General features: G+C 68.2%; 17 protein-coding genes. 7 read left to right on the top strand and 10 right to left on the bottom strand.

Going from position 1 to position 17,114, the window contains the following annotated elements:
* From V6M46_RS06955 to dapA, 4 genes are all read right to left on the bottom strand, one after another.
* Positions 1-1,432, bottom strand: a 1,432-nt coding sequence (locus V6M46_RS06955) for a molybdopterin oxidoreductase family protein (RefSeq protein ID WP_332663233.1), incomplete at its 3' end; no start/stop codon positions are given.
* Positions 1,429-2,985: a nitrate/nitrite transporter gene (locus V6M46_RS06950; RefSeq protein WP_332663231.1), complete on the bottom strand. Its 1,557-nt coding sequence runs from the start codon at positions 2,983-2,985 to the stop codon at positions 1,429-1,431. The genes V6M46_RS06955 and V6M46_RS06950, both read right to left, overlap by 4 nt.
* 204 nt (positions 2,986-3,189) lie before the next feature.
* Positions 3,190-4,869 (bottom strand): ribonuclease J, encoded by a 1,680-nt coding sequence (locus V6M46_RS06945; RefSeq protein ID WP_332663228.1) that lies wholly within the window; start codon positions 4,867-4,869, stop codon positions 3,190-3,192.
* An 11-nt stretch (positions 4,870-4,880) separates the two neighbouring features.
* Positions 4,881-5,789, bottom strand: a complete 909-nt coding sequence (gene dapA / locus V6M46_RS06940) for a 4-hydroxy-tetrahydrodipicolinate synthase (RefSeq protein ID WP_332663224.1) — start codon at positions 5,787-5,789, stop codon at positions 4,881-4,883.
* A gap of 137 nt (positions 5,790-5,926) precedes the next feature.
* Between dapA and V6M46_RS06935 the strand changes: the two genes are divergently transcribed.
* Positions 5,927-6,715, top strand: coding sequence for a thioesterase family protein (locus V6M46_RS06935; RefSeq protein ID WP_332663221.1), 789 nt, complete (start codon positions 5,927-5,929; stop codon positions 6,713-6,715).
* Between the two features lie 156 nt (positions 6,716-6,871).
* A complete protein-coding gene (locus tag V6M46_RS06930) occupies positions 6,872-7,792 on the top strand; it encodes a hypothetical protein (protein WP_332663219.1) in 921 nt (306 codons plus the stop codon).
* 118 nt (positions 7,793-7,910) lie between these two features.
* Here the strand turns inward: V6M46_RS06930 and V6M46_RS06925 are convergent, their stop codons facing one another.
* Positions 7,911-8,324, bottom strand: a complete 414-nt coding sequence (locus V6M46_RS06925) for a dihydrofolate reductase (protein ID WP_442880463.1) — start codon at positions 8,322-8,324, stop codon at positions 7,911-7,913.
* 114 nt (positions 8,325-8,438) lie between these two features.
* The gene (locus V6M46_RS06920) at positions 8,439-9,233 is read right to left on the bottom strand and encodes a thymidylate synthase (protein WP_332663213.1); all 795 of its coding nucleotides are present in this window, start codon (positions 9,231-9,233) and stop codon (positions 8,439-8,441) included.
* Between the two features lie 50 nt (positions 9,234-9,283).
* Here V6M46_RS06920 and V6M46_RS06915 point away from each other — a divergent pair, with 50 nt between their 5' ends.
* The 5 genes from V6M46_RS06915 to V6M46_RS06895 all read left to right on the top strand — a co-directional run bounded on the left by V6M46_RS06915 (position 9,284) and on the right by V6M46_RS06895 (position 12,184).
* Positions 9,284-9,784, top strand: coding sequence for a hypothetical protein (locus tag V6M46_RS06915; RefSeq protein WP_332663209.1), 501 nt, complete (start codon positions 9,284-9,286; stop codon positions 9,782-9,784).
* 255 nt (positions 9,785-10,039) lie between these two features.
* On the top strand, positions 10,040-10,681 hold the full coding sequence (locus tag V6M46_RS06910) for an SPFH domain-containing protein (RefSeq protein ID WP_332663206.1): 642 nt from the start codon (positions 10,040-10,042) through the stop codon (positions 10,679-10,681).
* Positions 10,678-11,211, top strand: coding sequence for a GNAT family N-acetyltransferase (locus V6M46_RS06905; protein ID WP_332663203.1), 534 nt, complete (start codon positions 10,678-10,680; stop codon positions 11,209-11,211). Before V6M46_RS06910 ends, V6M46_RS06905 begins: the two co-directional genes overlap by 4 nt.
* Positions 11,208-11,882 carry an AzlC family ABC transporter permease gene (locus V6M46_RS06900; protein ID WP_332663200.1) on the top strand — a complete coding sequence of 225 codons (675 nt, stop codon included), beginning with the start codon at positions 11,208-11,210 and terminating at the stop codon, positions 11,880-11,882. Before V6M46_RS06905 ends, V6M46_RS06900 begins: the two co-directional genes overlap by 4 nt.
* Positions 11,879-12,184, top strand: a complete 306-nt coding sequence (locus tag V6M46_RS06895) for an AzlD domain-containing protein (RefSeq protein ID WP_332663197.1) — start codon at positions 11,879-11,881, stop codon at positions 12,182-12,184. Before V6M46_RS06900 ends, V6M46_RS06895 begins: the two co-directional genes overlap by 4 nt.
* Positions 12,185-12,280: 96 nt before the next feature.
* Here the strand turns inward: V6M46_RS06895 and dapB are convergent, their stop codons facing one another.
* The 4 genes from dapB to rpsO all read right to left on the bottom strand — a co-directional run bounded on the left by dapB (position 12,281) and on the right by rpsO (position 17,017).
* A complete protein-coding gene (gene dapB / locus V6M46_RS06890) occupies positions 12,281-13,024 on the bottom strand; it encodes a 4-hydroxy-tetrahydrodipicolinate reductase (RefSeq protein WP_332663194.1) in 744 nt (247 codons plus the stop codon).
* Between the two features lie 9 nt (positions 13,025-13,033).
* Positions 13,034-14,236, bottom strand: coding sequence for a kynureninase (gene kynU / locus V6M46_RS06885; protein WP_332663191.1), 1,203 nt, complete (start codon positions 14,234-14,236; stop codon positions 13,034-13,036).
* Between the two features lie 72 nt (positions 14,237-14,308).
* Entirely contained in the window at positions 14,309-16,537 is a 2,229-nt protein-coding gene (locus V6M46_RS06880; protein ID WP_332663188.1) for a polyribonucleotide nucleotidyltransferase, read from the bottom strand.
* A gap of 225 nt (positions 16,538-16,762) precedes the next feature.
* Positions 16,763-17,017, bottom strand: coding sequence for a 30S ribosomal protein S15 (rpsO, locus tag V6M46_RS06875; protein ID WP_332663186.1), 255 nt, complete (start codon positions 17,015-17,017; stop codon positions 16,763-16,765).
* Positions 17,018-17,114: the final 97 nt, after the last annotated feature.

The raw sequence follows: 17,114 nt of genomic DNA, 5'->3' as shown, positions 1-17,114 counted from the left end.
CGGAGCGTACGCCCGACGGTGCCTCGACGGCCTTGCGGCGGCGCAGCACGCGACCCTCGAGCCCCGTCATGGTGCCCTCCTCCTCCGCCCACTGGGTCACGGGGAGGATGTAGTCGGCGAGCAGCGCGGTCTCAGACGGGATGAAGTCGCACACCACGACGAGGTCGAGCGACTCGATCCGGCGGCGAATGGCGTCGGCGTCGGGGGCGCTGACCAGGACATTGCTGCCGTGCACGAACAGCGCACGCGGACCGTCGGGCATACCGAGGCTCATGAGCAGCTCGACCGCGGGAACGCCGGGGCCGGGGATGATGTCGGGGTCGACGCCCCACACGGCTGCGACGTGCTCGCGAGCGGCCGGGTCGGCGATCATGCGGTAGCCGGGCAGCTGGTCGGACTTCTGACCGTGCTCGCGGCCGCCCTGGCCGTTGCCCTGGCCCGTGATCGCGCCGTAGCCGCCGCGCTCGGCGCCCACGAGACCGAGCGACAGAGCCAGGTTGATGACAGCGGTGACGGTGTCGGTGCCGTCGACGTGCTGCTCGGAGCCGCGGCCCGTCAGCAGGAACGCTCCGGCGCCGCCCCGGTGGGGGCTGGCGTCGGCCAGCATGCGGGCGATGCGGCGCATCTGGGTCTCGGGGACGCCGGTCGTGGCGGCGACCCGCTCGGGCCACCACTCGGCGACGCTGCGGCGTACGGCGTCGACACCTTCGACGCGCGTCGCGAGGTAGTCGTCGTCCGTGAGCGACTCGGCGAACACGATGTGCAGCAGTCCCATGATGAACACCAGGTCCGTGCCGGGCACGAGCTGGACGTGCTCACCCGCGCCGTCCTCGGTGAGCTTGGCGGTGGCGCTGAGCCGCGGGTCGACGACGATCAGCCCGCCGCGCTCGCGTACGCCGCCGAGGTGCTGGACCGCCGGCGGCATCGTGTCCGCGAGGTTGCTGCCGAACAGCACCACGGCCTGTGCGTCGTTGAGGTCGGTCAGCGGGAACGGCAGACCACGGTCGACGCCGAGCGTACGGTTGGCGGCGGCCGCGGCCGAGGACATGCAGAACCGGCCGTTGTAGTCGATCAGCCGCGTGCGTAACGCGAGCCGGGCGAACTTGCCGAGCTGGTAGGCCTTCTCGTTCGTCAGACCGCCCCCGCCGAACACCGCGACGCCGTCGGGGCCGTCAGCTGCCTGGATGGCCTGGACGCGCGTGGCGATGTCGTCGAGCGCCTCGTCCCATCCGACTGGCTCAAACCCAGTCGGAGTACGGCGGAGCGGGGTCGTGATGCGGTCCTGTGCCCTGAGGAGCTCGGCGCTGGTCCAGCCCTTCTGGCACATCCCGCCGACGTTCGTCGGAAACGCCCGCGGCTCGGCGGCGATGGGATCGCCGCCGAGCTTCTGGGCGCACTGCAGAGCGCAGTACGGACAGTGGGTGTCTGTCACACGCCTGCCTTCGCCATGGTCGCCCCGGGCCGCCGGTAGACGAACCAGGTGACTGCCGAGCACAGCACGTAGTACGCGGCGAACACGATGAACGCGACCTTGCACGCCTCCACCGGGTCGGTCACCCACGGTGAGCCGAAGGTGATGGGGATCAGGAAGCCACCCATCGCGCCGGCCGCACCGATGATGCCCAGCGCCGCCGAGCCCTCCTTGACGGCCTTGGCTTCTGCGACGTACCGCTCCGGGGTGCCCTCGGAGGTTCCGCCCTGTGCCTGCGCCTTGAAGATGTGCGGGATCATCTTGTACGTCGAGCCGTTCGCCACGCCTGTCGCCGCGAAGACGAACAGGAACATCGCCAGGAACCACGGGAAGATGTCGGAGTTGTGGTTGACCGCGGCCGTGATCTCCGGGGAGAACCCGGGGAACGACGACGGATCGGCGGTCCAGGCCGCGATCTTGTCCGGCGATGCGACAGGAACCGGATCGAGCAGCGTCAACGTGTAGAACACACCGAGCGTGCCGGCGATCATCGCGATGAAGCAACCCAGTGTCACCTTGGCGCCGCCGATCTTGTCAGCGAGCCAGCCTCCGAACGGGCGAGTGATCGAGCCCACGAGGGCTCCGAGGAAGGCGTAGTAGACGAAGTTGATGCCGATGGACTCCGTGGGGATCGGCGAGCGGAAGAAGTTGATCTTGATGAGCAACGGCATGGCGGCCGAGTAGCCGATGAATGAACCGAACGTGCCGACGTACAGCAGCGACATGATCCACGTGTGCTTGTACTTCGCGACAGCCAGGGTCTCGCGCGGCTTGCCCTTCGCGGACGACAGGTTGTCCATGAAGAAGTACGCCGCAACGGCAGCGATGACAGCCAACGTGGCATACAGGTAGCCGACTCGCTGCAGGTTGATTGCATCGGCGGCCTTGATCGCGCCGAACGCTCCTCCGGCTCCGACAATGATCGGCAGGAAGAACTGGATCAGCGAGACACCGATGTTGCCGCCCGCCGCGTTCAGTCCGAGGGCTGAACCCTTGAGGCGCGTGGGGTAGAAGTAGTTGATGTTCGTCATCGAGGACGAGAAGTTCCCGCCACCGAAGCCGGCGGTCGCCGCGATCATCACGAAGACCCAATAGGGCGTGTCGGGTCGCTGCACGAACACGATGAACAGCACCGTCGGAATGACCAACAGGGCGGCGCTGATGATGGTCCAGTTGCGGCCACCGAACTTCGGCACCGCGAACGTGTAGGGAAGGCGCAGCAGCGAACCCACGAGGTTCGGCACCGCGACGAGGAAGAACAGCTGCTGGGCGCTGTAGTCGAATCCGACCTTGGCCAGCATGGCCGCGCTGACGCTCCACAGCAGCCACACCGAGAATCCGAGGTGTTCTGCGAAGATGGACCAGATCAGATTGCGGCGGGCAACCTGCTTGCCCGACGACTCCCAGAACTCAGGGTTCTCGGGCTCCCAGTTGTCGATCCAGTTGCCGGTGCGGCGGGCGGCGGCCGGTGGGGTCGGCTGTTGTTCTGGGGGGCTGCTGACGACACTGGTCATGAAACGCTCCGAGGGTCATGGACCCGGCACTTCGCCGGATCTGGTAACCCTGAAACTAGGCAGCGCGTGTTTCAGCCCAACAGACCTCGCGATGAGAACGAGGTAACACTGTTCGCACAGTGCTGTGGGGGTTGTTGTGAGAAGTCGGAGTGGTTCGACCGGCGGCCGCAGGACGTCTCGAGATAACGTCAGGCTGTCCTGTGGTCAGGCCTCGATGACGACCGGCAGGATCATCGGGCGGCGGCGGAGCTTGCGGCCGACGTACGAGCCCAGGACCCGGCGTACGACCTGCTGCAGCTGGCGCGAGTCGTGGTTGCCCTCGGCCATCGACTCCTCGAGGGCCGTGACGATCTTGGGCAGGATCTCGTCGAACGCCGAGTCGTCCTCGGCGATGCCGCGGGCGTGGATCTCCGGCCCGGACACGATCTTGCCGTTGGTCGAGTCGACCACCACGACGACCGAGATGAAGCCTTCTTCGCTGAGCACGCGGCGGTCCTTGAGCTCAGAATCCGTCAGGTCGCCGACCGACGAGCCGTCGACGTACACGTAGCCGCACTCGACGGCACCCGTGATCGAGGCGTGGCCATCGACCAGGTCGATGACGAAGCCGTCCTCGGCCAGCAGCACGTTGGGCACACCGGTCGCAGTTGCGAGCTTGGCATTGGCGTGCAGGTGGCGGATCTCGCCGTGCACCGGGAGCACATTGGTGGGCTTGACGATGTTGTAGCAGTAGAGCAGCTCGCCGGCCGACGCGTGACCTGAGACGTGCACCAGGGCGTTGCCCTTGTGCACGACATTGGCGCCGAGCTTGGTCAGCCCGTCGATGACGCGGTAGATCGCGTTCTCGTTGCCGGGGATCAGCGACGAGGCGAGCAGGACGGTGTCCCCCGGCTCCAGGCTGACCTGCTGGTGGCTGTTGTTGGCCATGCGCGACAGGGCTGCCATCGGCTCGCCCTGCGAACCGGTCGACATCAGGACCATCTTGTGCGGCGGGGCGGCGTCGATCTTGTCGACGACGACACCGTCGGGCACGTGCAGGTAGCCCAGCTCGCGGGCGATCTGCATGTTGCGGACCATCGACCGGCCGACGTAGGCGACCTTGCGGCCGTGCTTGGCGGCGGCGTCGATGACCTGCTGGACCCGGTGGATGTGCGAGGCGAACGACGCGACGATGATGCGCCGGTTGCTGCTGGCGAAGACCGCGTCGATCGCCGGCGTGATGTTGCGCTCGGACGTCGTGAAGCCCGGCACCTCGGCGTTGGTCGAGTCGGTCAGGAACAGGTCGACGCCCTGCTCGCCGAGCCGGGCGAACGCCCGCAGGTCGGTGATGCGGCCGTCGAGCGGCAGCTGGTCCATCTTGAAGTCGCCGGTGTGCAATGCGACGCCGGCAGGAGTCTTGATCGCGACCGCCAGCGCGTCGGGGATCGAGTGGTTGACCGCGACGAACTCGAGCTCGAACGGGCCGAACGACTGGACGTCGCCCTCGGTGACGACGTACTTGGGCGCGTCCTTGAGGCGGTGCTCCTTGAGCTTGGGCTCGAGGAACGCCAGGGTCAGCTGCGAACCGATGACCGGGATGTTCTCGCGCTCGCGCAGCAGGTAGGGAACGCCGCCGATGTGGTCCTCGTGGCCGTGCGTCAGGACGATGCCGACGATGTCCTGGAGGCGATCACGGATCGGCCCGAAGTCGGGCAGGATCAGGTCGACGCCGGGCTGGTGCTCCTCGGGGAACAGGACGCCGCAGTCGACGATCAGGAGCTTGCCGCCGTACTCGAAGACCGTCATGTTGCGGCCGATCTCACCGAGCCCGCCGAGCGGGATGACGCGGAGGGCGCCTTCGGGGAGTGCGGGGGGCGGGTCGAGCTCGAGGTGCATGTGGCTCATGTATGAAGCTTTCAGAGAAGGCCCGAAGCCACCAGGCCGTCGCGAACGATCGCGACTTCCTCGTCCGTGGCTTCGAGGAGTGGTGAACGCATCGTGCGGTGCTCGAGCACTCCGAGGAGCTGCAAGGCAGCCTTCGAGGTGATCGCGCCCTGCGTGTAGGTCATCATCGCCTTGACGGCGGGAAGTAGTCGGTCGTTGATCGATCGTGCGGTGGCGAGGTCGCCGGCATCGACCGCCGCGACCATCTGGACGTACGCACCGGCGGCCGCGTGCGCGACGACGCTCACGATGCCGCTGGCGCCCATCGCGAGCCAGGGCAGGTTGAGCGGGTCGTCGCCGGAGTAGATCTTGATGCCGGTCTCGTGCATGAGCCGGGCGCCGCGGTTGAGGTCGCCGACGGCGTCCTTCATGGCGATCACGAGCGGGTGGTCGGCCAGCTGGGCGTACGTCTCGTCGGCGATCTGGATGCCCGTGCGGCCGGGGATGTCGTAGAGCATGACGGGGGTGTCGTCGCCCGCCCGGGCGACTTCCTTGATGTGCGCGAGGATGCCGGCCTGGGGAGGCTTGCTGTAGTAGGGCGTCACGAGCAGCAGGCCGTGTGCGCCGGCCTTCTTGGCCTGCTCGGCCAGCTCGACGGAGTGGCGCGTGTCGTTGGTGCCCACCCCAGCGACGATCGTGGCGCGGTCACCCACGGCCTCCAGCACGGCCGCAAGCAGCTTTCCGTCCTCGGCGACGGTCGTGGTCGGCGACTCACCGGTCGTGCCACTGACGACAAGTCCGTCGTTGCCCTGATCGACCAGATAGGACGCCACCTTCTGCGCGTCTGCGAGATCGAGCTCACCCTCGCGGGTGAACGGCGTGACCATGGCGGTCAGCACACGCCCGAAGGGCGCAGCCTCGGTGGCGAGCGGCGACGTCATACCCACGAGGCTACCGCTTGGGGCGGGGTCGGCGACGACCGGCAGGATAGGTGTGTGAACGAGCGCAGCAAGCGAACCATGAAGGCGGTTTCACGCCGTCGCCTCCGTACCGTGGGTTTCCCGATGGGCGTGACGGCGTGACCGATGACATCTACGACCTCGACACCGCGTCTGTGCCCCGGGGCGACGGCATCCGCGACCTGACGTTGACGGATCGCTGGAACACGCCGCTCGGCAAGCCCAACGGCGGCTACATCCTCGCAGCCATGCTGCGTGGTCTCGGCGAGGAGATGGACGCAGACGACCCGATGGTGGGGGCGGTGACCTACCTGGCATCTCCGGAGACCGGTGCGGCCGAGCTCCGTACGTCCACGCTCCGCCATGGGCGCCGGGTGCAGACCGGCGAGGCTGCCCTGTGGGAGGGCGAACGGCACATCGCGCAGCTGCTCGCGAGCTTCGGCGCCCGCACCGGCGGACGCTCGATCGAGCTCGGCACTCCCCCGGCGCTGCCCGCACCCGACGACTGCCTCAACCCGGCGGACTTCCCCGACGCGATGCCCTCCTCCAGCATCTTCGACCGGGTCGACTACCGGCTCGGCGCGGCACCTGGTTGGGCCCTCGGCAAGCCCAACGGTGATCCCACGTCAGAGCTCTGGCAGCGCCTCGCCGGTGGTCGCGAGATCGACCTGCCGGCGCTGGCGTTCCTCTGCGACTCGTTCGCCCCTCCGGTCCTCGAGATCGGTGAGCCGCAGTCGATGACGGTCCAGCTGACGGTGCATCTGCACCGCACGCCCGTCCCGGGCTGGATCGCAACCCGCCTGACGACGCGCCACGTCATCAACGGCTTCCATGAGGAGGACTGCGAGCTGTGGGACGAGGCAGGCAACCTCGTCGCCCAGAGCCGCCAGCTCGCCATCTTGCTCTAGCCGCTGTCCGTGCGCAGGACGCAACATGTGCGAGTCTGCACGGGCTCTTCGCGAAGGTGTGCGCGTGTGCTCGTGTGCGCGTGTGCACAGTCTGTTGGAGGCAGATGGCTGTCCACATGCCGTGGCGGAGGCGTCGCGGGCCGACTTCGATTCGCCTTGGCTGGCAACGTGCTGCCACCGCCTCTGCCGGACGACCGCCCCTTCACGCTCGAATGGGCCGAACGCCACGGTCACTCCCGCCGGGTGCTGCAAGGACGCCGGTTCCAGATCTTGTTCCCGCGTGTCTATGCCGCCGCAAGCTTGGAGCGCACACCCAGCGTGATGGTCAAGGCGGCGCTGCTCGCCGCGCCTGCCCACTGCGCTGCGAGCCACCACAGCGGCTTGCTGCTCTACGGCATCGACGTCGGCGAAGATCTGATGCCGCATCTCGCGACACTTGACCCTGAACCCATTCGCATCCGCGGGATCACAACGCATCGGCTCACGATGATGAGCACCCGGATCGTTGACGGGTGGCGCTTGCTGTCGCCCGAGCTCAGCCTGTCGACCGCCGCGACAAAGCTGTCATTGGTTGACGTGGTGATTGCGGCCGACGCGCTGTACGCGCGGCGTCTCGTCACTCCCGCTCGCCTCGAACACTTCCTGCACGACCACCACGGGGCGGGCGTTCGAAGGGCTCGCCGGGCCGCACGGCTGAGCCGAACTGGATCGGAGTCGCCCCGCGAAACATACGTCAGGGTCATGCTGGAGCTTGCCGGGTTGCCGCCGCTGGAGTGCAACAGGTCATTCGGCGATGAGCTCGGCAGCATCGCACGCCTCGACCTGTCGTGGCCGCAGTGGAAGATCGCCATCGAGTACGACGGGCGTCAGCACGGACTGAGTCTGGCGCAGCGAGAGCGCGATGTCCGACGACGCGAACGCATGGAACGTCTGGGGTGGGTGTTCATCGTCATCACGGCCGCCCAGCTCGCGACTCCACGTGAGATCGTCCTGCGCGTCTGCGATGTCCTGGCGGAACGGCGCGGATGGCCCACGATCCCCCGTTTCGATGACGAATGGTCGTCGCTGTTTGAGTGACCCGCCATCGCGCACAGCGTGCGAGTCTGCACCGTTTGTGCGCCGCGAGCGAGGCAGAATCGCACTCTTTCGGTGGCTGCCGGTGCAGACACGCACACTTTGCGGCCCGGACTGTGGGTCAGGCCCGGTCGTAGGTCGCGATGTCGTAGCCGTCGTACGCGTCGCGGCTCACTTCGGTCCACGCCGACCAGTCGAGGTCGGGGAACCACGCGTCACCCTCGGGCGCCAGGTGGACGTGCGTGACGACCATGCGGTCGACCAGACCCTGGGCCAGCGCCTCGGCGTAGACCTGGGCGCCGCCGATCAGGAACACCTCGTCGTCACGCCCCAGCGCCAGGGCCAAGGCGTCGGTCAGCGTGTGCGCGACCTCGACACCGGCGGCGTGCCACTCCGGGTTGCGGGTGAGCACGATCGACGTACGCCCCGGCAGCGGGCGACCGATCGACTCGTACGTCGTGCGGCCCATGACGATCGGATGACCCATTGTCAACGCCTTGAACTGCTGCTGGTCGCCCGTGCGCGGCCACGGCATGTCGCCGTCGTTGCCGATGACCCCGTTCGACCCGATCGCCACGACGACCGTGACGCTCACAGAGCTGATTCGATTCGGATTCGCCTCACAGTGCCGCAACCATCCCGCTTCGCCTCATACTGCGATCGGGGCCTTGATCGCCGGGTGCGGGTCGTAGCCGGTCACCTTGATCGAGTCGAGCGTGAAGCCGTCGATCGAGGTCACGGACGGATCGAGCCACAGCTCCGGCAGGGCGCGCGGCTCGCGGGTGAGCTGCTCGCGGGCCTGGTCGAGGTGGTTGACGTAGAGGTGGGCATCTCCCAGCGTGTGCACGAAGTCGCCCACGCCGAGGCCCGTGACCTGGGCGACCATGTGGGTCAGCAGGGCGTAGGACGCGATGTTGAACGGGACGCCGAGGAACACGTCGGCCGAGCGTTGATACATCTGGCAGGACAGCTTGCCGTCAGCAACGTAGAACTGGAAGAACGCGTGGCAGGGCATGAGCGCCATGGCGTCGAGGTCCGCGACATTCCAGGCGCTGACGACATGGCGGCGGGAGTCGGGGTTGGTCCTGATCTGCTCGATCACCGCGGCGAGCTGGTCGATGTGCTCGCCGCCGGGGGCCGGCCAGGAGCGCCACTGGTAGCCGTAGACCGGGCCTAGGTCACCGTTGTCGTCGGCCCACTCGTCCCAGATCGTCACGCCGTTGTCGCGCAGGTAGCGGGTGTTGGTGTCGCCCGCGATGAACCACAGGAGCTCGGCCACCACAGATTTGAGGTGCACCTTCTTGGTCGTCACGAGAGGGAAACCCTCGCTCAGGTCGAACCTCATCTGATGGCCGAAGACGCTGCGCGTGCCGGTGCCCGTGCGGTCACCCTTGGCGACCCCTTCGTCGAGGATCCGTTGGACGAGATCGAGGTACGCGCGCATGTTCGCAGAGTATCAATCACGACCGACGGATCGTGTGCGAAACTCTGTCCATGCCGAGCGCTGAATACGACGCCACGCCCAAAGAGGTTCGCAACTTCGTCCTCCTGCAGATCGGGATGGTCGCCGGCTTCCTGGTGCTGCTGTTCTTCATGTTCGGCGGGTCGGATGCGGACTACCCGCCGGCATGGCTCGCGGTCGCGCTCGTCGTTCCGATCGCAATCGGTGGATTCTTCGCGGAGCGGGTGTGGCTGACCGCCTCACCGATGTCCCCGGACGTTCCTCCGCACGAGCTGCGCAACGAGGCGGTCGGGGTGTTCGCGGCCCAGACCGTACGCAAGTTCTTCTACTGCTTCGCCGCTCTCCTGCCGGCCGGGGTCGTGACGTTCGTCGGCGACTACGGCGGATGGCCCCTCGTGATCGCCGGGTTCCCGGGCCTCGCGGTGATCGGGTGGGAGACCTGGCCGAGCCTGCGCAACACCTCGATGACGGCGGCGATGCTCGACTCGCAAGGCGCCGAGTCGCACCTCGTGGAGAGCTTCCTCGAGTCGTGACACAATGACGGTCCGCGGGATCAGTGGACCTGAGGCCATGGCCAAGGGTTTCCACGCGTCGTACCCCGTGGGCTCCATCTGCGAATGGATTCATGGTGAACCGCTTCGGCGGCCGGGGTTCGAATCCCCATCCCCGTTCGTGGGCCGGCGTGCTCTTCGGAGCGCCGGTATGACGGGCTCTGCGGGACTTCGGGTCCCCCGCCCCGATTCCGGGCCGGCCCACGAACGGTCCGAAGAACCGAAGGGATGTCAGGCATGGTCACGGTGATGCCCTACGAGCGGTACGTCCACTACCGACGAGGCAAGCTGCAGGGGATCCTCGAGCCCGGACGCCACCGCTTCTGGTCGACCGGGCATCGGCTCGTCCGCGTCGACACCCGGGTGCAGATCTTCGACGTACGGCCGCAGGAAGTGCCCACCTCGGACGGGATCACCGTCAAGGTCAGCGCATCCGCACGTCTCCAGGTGACGGATCCCGTGGCCTTCATCGAGTTCACCGCCGATCCTCACGGCCTGGTCTACGACGCGATCAAGTCGTGGCTGCGCAGCGTCGTGCACCTCCGCACGCTCGATGAGGTGATTGCCGGCATCGTCGTCGACGAGACCCCGCACGAGGTGCTCGAGGCGGCCGGCAGCGCCGGCTTCTCCATCACCGACTTCGCCGTCCGCGACGTCCTCGTCCCCGGCGACATCCGCCGGGCCACCGAGGAGCTGGTGACGACTCGTCAGCAGTCGCAGATCGCCCTCGAGCAGGCCCGCAGCGACGTCGCGGTGCTCCGCGCGCTCGCCAACAGCGCGAAGATCCTCGAGGACCACCCGGTGCTCGCCAGTCTGCGGCTCGCCGAGACGGCGAGCACGCACGGGGGCACCGTGATCATCGAGCGACCCGCAACGTGAGCGCCGATGTCAGCGCGCGCCTGGCCTGGCCGGACGACGCCGCCTCGATCGTGCGCGTCCAGCTCGCCAGCTGGCGCGCCAGCTACGCCGACCTGATCCCGGCGGAGGTGCTCGAGTCCGTCGATCCGGCCGAGCTGGCCGAGCGCTGGGTGGCCACGCTCAGCTCGCCCAAGGACGCCCGGATGCGCGTGCTGGTGGCCCTCGAGCGCGCCGACGTACGCGGGTTCGCCCTGGTGCACCCGTGCTACGACCCCGACGCCGACCAGGTCGCCGACGGCGAGGTCGGCGAGTTCGTCATCGACCCTGACCACCAGCGTGCGGGTCATGGCTCGCGGCTGCTGCAGGCCGCCGTCGACACGCTCGCCGCCGACAAGTTCACCCGCGCCGTGTGGTGGGTCGGATCGACGGACGACGCACTGCGGGCCTTCGTCACCGAGTCCGGCTGGGAGCCCGACGGCGCCCACCGCGAGCTCGCCACCGACACCGGGCAAACCCTCAAGCAGATCCGGCTGCACACCGCGATCGGATGACGACGACAGACCGCTCGGTCATCGTCGACTCGCTGGGGGTCGGGCTGGCCACCGGTACGTACGGCGTGTCGTTCGGCGCGATCTCGACGGCCTCAGGGCTCGACGTGCTGCAGACGTGCGTGCTGTCTCTCCTGGTGTTCACCGGTGCTTCACAGTTCGCGTTCCTCGGCATCATCGCGTCGGGCGGCAACCCGGTGACCGGCGCGCTGACGGCGACGCTGCTCGGCAGCCGCAACCTGTTCTACGGGCTGAGCCTGGCCCAGAGGCTCGACCTCAAGGGTCCGCAACGCCTGGCGTCGGCCCATCTCGTGATCGACGAGTCGACCGCGATGGCCGTGACGCGCGAGACGAGGCGGCAGAGCCGTCTGGGTTTCTACTGGACCGGCATCTCGATCTTCGTCCTGTGGAATCTCATGACGTTCCTGGGCGCCCTGGCCGGCGAGAAGATCGGCAACCCCGAGACGTACGGGCTGGACGCCGCGGTCGGCGCCGCGTTCCTGGGCCTGCTGTGGCCGCGGCTGACGTCGTGGCACGCGCGCATCGTGGCGCTGTTCGGGGCGGCGGTCGCGCTCGGCCTGGTCCCGCTCACCGCTGCGGGGTTGCCGATCGTCCTGGGCGGCGGCGCTGCGGTCGTGCTGGGCATGCTGTGGCGGCCGAGGGTGGACGCATGACGTCGCTGTGGCTGGGCATCGTCATCATGATCGTGGGCTGCTTCGCGCTGAAGTACGCCGGGCTGTCGGTGCCCGAGCGCATCCTCAACCATCCGGCAACCGTACGAGCGGCTGACCTCATCCCGGTCGCGCTGCTCGGCGCCCTGATCGCGGTCCAGGTGTTCGCCGACGACGGCTCGCTGCGGATCGACGCGCGCCTGCTCGGGCTCGCGGTCGCCGCGGTGCTGCTGGCGCTGCGCGTGCCGTTCCTGCCGGTCGTGTTCGCAGCCGCGCTCGTCGCCGGGCTCGCTCGGATGGTGTGACGGTTTACCAGGTTAACCTGGTAATCGGCCACTCCCCCGGGCAAATTTGCCTGGAGGGGTGACGGTTTACCAGGTTAACCTGGTAAACCGCCACCCCTAGAGGCCGAGGATGCTGTCGAGGCCGACGGTGACACCGGGGCGGCCCGACACGGCGCGCACGGCGGCGACGACGCCGGGCATGAACGACGCCCGGTCGATCGAGTCGTGCCGGATCGAGAATGTCTCCCCCGCACCGCCGAACAGGACCTCCTGCGACGCCGTGAACCCGCGGGCACGCACCGAGTGCACGGGTATGCCCGCGACCTTCGCTCCGCGCGCCCCCTCGGGATCGGTCGTCGTGGCGTCGGGCAGCGGCGGCGAGCCGGCCTCGTCGCGCGCGGCGGCGATCATCTCGGCGGTACGCGTCGCGGTGCCCGACGGTGCGTCGACCTTGTTGGGATGGTGGAGCTCGATGACCTCGATCGACTCGAAGTAGGGCGCGGCGGTCGCGGCGAAGCGCATCATCAGCACGGCGCCGATCGAGAAGTTGGGCACGATCAGGACTCCGGTCGACGGCTCGTCGCCGAGCAGCGTGCGTACACGCTCGATCTTGGCGTCGTCGAAGCCGGAGGTGCCGACGACGACGTTGACGCCGTGCTCGACGCACCACGTCACGTTGTCGAGCGCCGCCGCCGGCTGCGTGAAGTCGAGCGCGACCTCGGCGCCGGACTCGGTGATCAGGTCGAGGGAGTCGTCGACGTCGACCTCGGCCACCACCTCGATGCCCTCGGCATCGTTCAGCGCCCGGACCGACTCCGAACCCATGCGCCCCTTGGCGCCCAGCACCGCAACCCGTGTCATGGCGTCAGCCTATCGGCGCGTGCCGGCGGCCAGGTCGACGAGGACACGCACGCCGGCCGCGACCTCGGCGAACGATGTCGACAGTGGCGACAGGCCCAGCCGGATGAGGTCGGATTCGCGGAAGTCCGGCACCACACCTCGCGCGATCATCTGCTCGGCGATGCTCCGTGCCTCCGGGTGACGCACCGTGACATGGCTCCCCCGCAACGCCGGGTCGCGCGGCGTGGCGACCTCGAGCCCGGCCTCGTCGAGCAGCTCGATCGTGTACGCCGTCAGGGCCTCCGACTTGGTCCGGATCGCGTCGACACCGGCCTCGGCGATCAGGCGTACGCCCTCCTGCACCGCGACGATCCCGGCGACGGCCGGCGTCCCGCTGAGCATCCGCCGGATCGTCGGCGCGACCTCATACGTGTCGGACATCGCGAACAGGTCGGCGGCGCTCCACCACCCGGCGATCGGCTGCGTCGCCTCCGCGACGTGGCGCTCCGCGACGTACATGAACGCCGGCGAGCCGGGACCGCTGTTGAGGTACTTGTACGTGCAGCCGACCGCGAAGTCGACCCGGGCGGCGTCGAGGCCGATCTGCAGGACACCCGCCGAGTGGCACAGGTCCCACAGCACCAACGCGCCGGCGTCGTGCGCGAGCGCCGTGAGGGCGGGCAGGTCGACCAGCGTGCCGGAGCGGTAGTCGACCTGGCACAGCACCACGACCGCCGTACGCTCGCCCAGCGCCCCCGCGAGCACGTCCACCGTGACGTTGTCGATCAGGTCCGGCTCGAGCCAGCGCACGGTCATCCCACGGGCGTCAGCAACCGACTCGACGAGGTAGCGGTCGGTCGGGAAGTTGGTCGCGTCGATCACGATCTCGTCGCGGCCCGGGCGCATGCCTGCGGCGGCGTGCAGCAGCTTGTAGATGTTGACGGAGGTCGAGTCGGCGATGACGGTCTGCCCCGGTGCCGCGCCCAGCAGGGCGGCGCCCAGCTCGTCGCCGACCGTGACCGGCAGGTCGACCCACGAGTCGTCCCAGCCACGGATCAGCCGGCCGCCCCACTCCTGCCGCACGAACGTCGTGAGGCGTTCGACGGTCGCCTTCGGCACGCGCCCGAGCGAGTTGCCGTCGAGGTAGGCGACGAGGTCGTCGTCGATCACGAAGCGGTCGCGGAAGGCCGCGAGCGGGTCACTGGCATCCAGGACGTCGGGGGGTGTCGTCACCGGCCGATGCTCTCACAGGGGACGCGGAAGGGCCCCGCCGCAGTGCGGCGGGGCCCTTCACGGACGTACGGATCAGGCGTCGGAGCTGACCGGCTCCTCGGCCGGAGCAGCCTCTTCGCCCTTGTCCTCGAGCACGGGGATCAGCGAGAGCTTGCCGCGGTCGCCGAGCTCGGCGATCTCGACCTGGATCTTCTGGCCGACCTTGACGACGTCCTCGACGTTGTTGACCCGCTGGCCACCGTTGAGCTCACGGAGCTTGCTGATGTGCAGCAGGCCGTCGCGGCCGGGAGCCAGCGACACGAACGCGCCGAAGTCGACCGTCTTGACGACGGTGCCGAGGTAGCGCTCGCCGACCTCGGGCATCGTCGGGTTGGCGATGGCGTTGATCGCGTCACGTGCGGCTTCGGCAGCTTCGCCGCTCTCCGCACCGACGTAGACCGTGCCGTCGTCCTCGAGCGAGATGTTGGCGCCCGTCTCGTCCTGGATCTGGTTGATGATCTTGCCCTTGGGGCCGATGACCTCACCGATCTTGTCCACGGGGATCTTGATCGTGATGATCCGCGGGGCGTAGGGGCTCATCTCATCGGGCTCGTCGATGGCCTCGGCCATGACGTCGAGGATCGCGACGCGAGCACCGTATGCCTGGGTCAGGGCGCCGGCCAGCACGTCGGCGGGGATGCCGTCGAGCTTGGTGTCGAGCTGCAGGGCGGTGACGAACTCGCGCGTGCCGGCGACCTTGAAGTCCATGTCGCCGAAGGCGTCCTCGGCTCCCAGGATGTCGGTCAGCGTGACGAACGTCTGCTTGCCGTCGATCTCACCCGAGATGAGTCCCATCGCGATGCCGGCGACCGGCGCGCGCAGCGGCACACCGGCGTTGAGCAGGCCGAGCGTCGAGGCGCAGACCGAACCCATCGAGGTGGAGCCGTTGGAGCTGAGCGCCTCGGACACCTGGCGGATCGCGTAGGGGAACTCCTCACGCGTCGGCAGGACCGGGAGGAGCGCACGGCCCGCGAGGGCACCGTGACCGATCTCGCGGCGCTTCGGCGAACCGACCCGGCCGGTCTCACCGGTCGAGTAGGGCGGGAAGTTGTAGTTGTGCATGTAACGGCGCGACGTCTCGGGCGAGAGCGTGTCGAGCTTCTGCTCGAGGCCCAGCATGTTGAGCGTCGTGATGCCCATGATCTGGGTCTCGCCGCGCTGGAACAGCGCCGAGCCGTGCACGCGGGGAACGATGCCGACCTCGGCGCTGAGGGCACGGATGTCCTCGAGGCCACGGCCGTCGATGCGGACCTTGTCGCGCAGGACGCGCTCGCGGACGACGGCCTTGGTCACGGAGCGAACGGCAGCGCCGATCTCCTTCTCGCGACCCTCGAACTGCTCACCGAGCTTCTCGATGACGTCGGCCTTGATCTCGGACTCGCGCTCCTCACGATCAGCCTTGCTGACGATCGTGAGCGCCTGGGCCAGGTCGGCCTTGGCGACGGCCTCGACGGCTTCGTAGACGTCGTCTTCGTAGTCGAGGAAGATCGGGAACTCGCGCACCGGCTTGGCGGCCGTGTTGGCGAGCGCGATCTGCGCCTCGCAGAGCTGCTTGATGAAGACCTTGGCGGCATCGAGGCCACCGGCGACGATCTCTTCGGTCGGCGCCTGGACACCGCTCTGGACGAGGTCCCAGGTCGACTCGGTCGACTCGGCCTCGACCATCATGATGGCGACGTCGTCACCCGCGATGCGGCCGGCGACGACCATGTCGAAGACGGCGTTCTCGAGCTGGCTGTGCGTCGGGAAGCCGACCCACTGGCCGTCGATCAGGGCGACGCGCGTGGCGCCGACCGGGCCGGTGAACGGCAGGCCCGAGATCTGCGTCGACGCGGAGGCCGCGTTGATCGCCAGGACGTCGTACGGGGTGTCGGGGTTGAGCGCCAGGACCGTGATGACGACCTGGACCTCGTTGCGCAGACCCTTCTTGAAGGTCGGGCGCAGCGGGCGGTCGATCAGGCGGCACGTGAGGATCGCGTCCTCGCTGGGGCGTCCCTCACGGCGGAAGAACGAGCCCGGGATGCGGCCGGCGGCGTACATCCGCTCCTCGACGTCGATCGTCAAGGGGAAGAAGTCGAAGTGGTCCTTGGGGTGCTTGCCGGCGGTCGTCGCCGACAGGAGCATCGTGTCGTCGTCGAGGAATGCAGCCACCGAGCCGGCGGCCTGCTGGGCGAGTACGCCCGTCTCGAAACGGATCGTGCGGGTGCCGAAACGGCCGTTGTCGATGACGGTCTCAGCGGTGTGAAGTGTGGATTCCGACATGGAAGTCCCTTCCGCAGGCGAATGCCTGCCTGTTGGGACGAGAGGTGCCAGGCGGTGGAACCTTGTCGGTCTTCGATCGAGGCCTGCGGGCATCCCTTGAGGGACTTCCCGAGGGCCACTACCGAGGACCGAGCACGTCGTGCCTGGGCACTCTCGTCATGGGTGATGCGATGTGCAGTTGTGAAGAAAGGCGGTCACTCCACGGGGAGTGACCGCCTCAGGGGTCTAGCGGCGCAGACCGAGACGCTCGATGAGCGAGCGGTAGCGCTCGATGTCGTTGTTCTGCAGATAGTTGAGCAGGCGACGACGCTGTCCGACGAGGAGCAGCAGTCCACGACGACTGTGGTGGTCGTGCTTGTGCTCCTGGAGGTGGCCGGTCAGGTGCGAGATGCGGCCGGTCAGCAGCGCGATCTGGACCTCAGGGGATCCGGTGTCGCCGTCGCTGAGTGCGTACTGCTTGATGATTTCGTCCTTGGGCATGTCTGCGACCGTGGGCGCAGCAGTCTTCTTTGACACTGTTCTCCTCTGAGGGTTCCGTTGCACGGCGCGCCCGGGCTTGTCCACCGGGGCACTCTGG

Origin of the sequence: Aeromicrobium sp. (assembly GCF_036676885.1) — a bacterium.
In the GTDB taxonomy this organism is placed as follows: Bacteria; Actinomycetota; Actinomycetes; order Propionibacteriales; family Nocardioidaceae; genus Aeromicrobium.
Note: the sequence above shows the minus strand (reverse complement) of the source record. Positions and strands in the feature narration are given on the sequence as shown.

Bases quoted from the DNA above. Each gene is read 5' to 3' on its own strand.
- V6M46_RS06950 (WP_332663231.1), bottom strand. From the start codon at position 2,985: ATGACCAGTGTCGTCAGCAGCCCCCCAGAACAACAGCCGACCCCACCG.
- V6M46_RS06945 (WP_332663228.1), bottom strand. From the start codon at position 4,869: ATGAGCCACATGCACCTCGAGCTCGACCCGCCCCCCGCACTCCCCGAA.
- dapA (WP_332663224.1), bottom strand. From the start codon at position 5,789: ATGACGTCGCCGCTCGCCACCGAGGCTGCGCCCTTCGGGCGTGTGCTG.
- V6M46_RS06925 (WP_442880463.1), bottom strand. From the start codon at position 8,324: ATGCCGTGGCCGCGCACGGGCGACCAGCAGCAGTTCAAGGCGTTGACA.
- V6M46_RS06920 (WP_332663213.1), bottom strand. From the start codon at position 9,233: ATGCGCGCGTACCTCGATCTCGTCCAACGGATCCTCGACGAAGGGGTC.
- V6M46_RS06915 (WP_332663209.1), top strand. From the start codon at position 9,284: ATGCCGAGCGCTGAATACGACGCCACGCCCAAAGAGGTTCGCAACTTC.
- V6M46_RS06910 (WP_332663206.1), top strand. From the start codon at position 10,040: ATGGTCACGGTGATGCCCTACGAGCGGTACGTCCACTACCGACGAGGC.
- V6M46_RS06900 (WP_332663200.1), top strand. From the start codon at position 11,208: ATGACGACGACAGACCGCTCGGTCATCGTCGACTCGCTGGGGGTCGGG.
- V6M46_RS06895 (WP_332663197.1), top strand. From the start codon at position 11,879: ATGACGTCGCTGTGGCTGGGCATCGTCATCATGATCGTGGGCTGCTTC.
- dapB (WP_332663194.1), bottom strand. From the start codon at position 13,024: ATGACACGGGTTGCGGTGCTGGGCGCCAAGGGGCGCATGGGTTCGGAG.
- V6M46_RS06880 (WP_332663188.1), bottom strand. From the start codon at position 16,537: ATGTCGGAATCCACACTTCACACCGCTGAGACCGTCATCGACAACGGC.
- rpsO (WP_332663186.1), bottom strand. From the start codon at position 17,017: ATGCCCAAGGACGAAATCATCAAGCAGTACGCACTCAGCGACGGCGAC.